At 51.4% G+C, this 597-nt stretch carries 1 protein-coding gene; it reads right to left on the bottom strand.

Features of this window, described 5'->3' with window-relative positions; genetic code table 11:
* Positions 1-262: 262 nt before the first annotated feature.
* On the bottom strand, positions 263-597 hold a 335-nt coding region (locus B3520_RS06765), incomplete at its 5' end, for an SDR family oxidoreductase (RefSeq protein WP_286875745.1).

The following is a 597-nucleotide window of genomic DNA, read 5'->3' on the forward strand; positions in this document are numbered from 1 at the left end:
CACACCCAGTTGCTCGGCAACAATTTTTTTAACCCGTTCTTCAATGCTGCTCATGATGTTATATAACTCCTAGTAGGTAGTATCGACGAAGCCAATACCGGACCCGGAAATACCGGTAATACCCGGAAAGACTCCTTAGATTAAGCTACGGACAAAATCGACGCGCATTTTACATCGAATTGCCCCGGGTTGTAACGGATATGGCCAATTTTCTTTGATTTTTACAAAAACCCATTAAAAATCAAAAGGTTAACCAAAGCCATTACGCCATATACATGCCCCCGTTGACATGTATCGTCTCGCCGCTGACGTAACCTCCGGCATCACTCGCCAGGAAGGCAACCACAGAGGCAATCTCCTCAGGCTGGCCCAGACGGCCAAGAGGGATCTTGTCGAGCAACTGATTGCGCTGCTCTTCCGGCAGAGCACGGGTCATATCGGTATCGATGAACCCCGGCGCCACGGTGTTAACCGTAATACCCCGCGAGCCTACCTCAGCGGCCAGTGATCTTGCAAATCCGGCAACTCCGGCCTTACTGGCCGCATAGTTGGACTGGCCAGGATTGCCCATGGCACCGACCACGGAGCTGATGTTGA

Source organism: Marinimicrobium sp. UBA4509, from assembly GCF_002388575.1.
In the GTDB taxonomy this organism is placed as follows: domain Bacteria; phylum Pseudomonadota; class Gammaproteobacteria; order Pseudomonadales; family Cellvibrionaceae; genus Marinimicrobium; species Marinimicrobium koreense.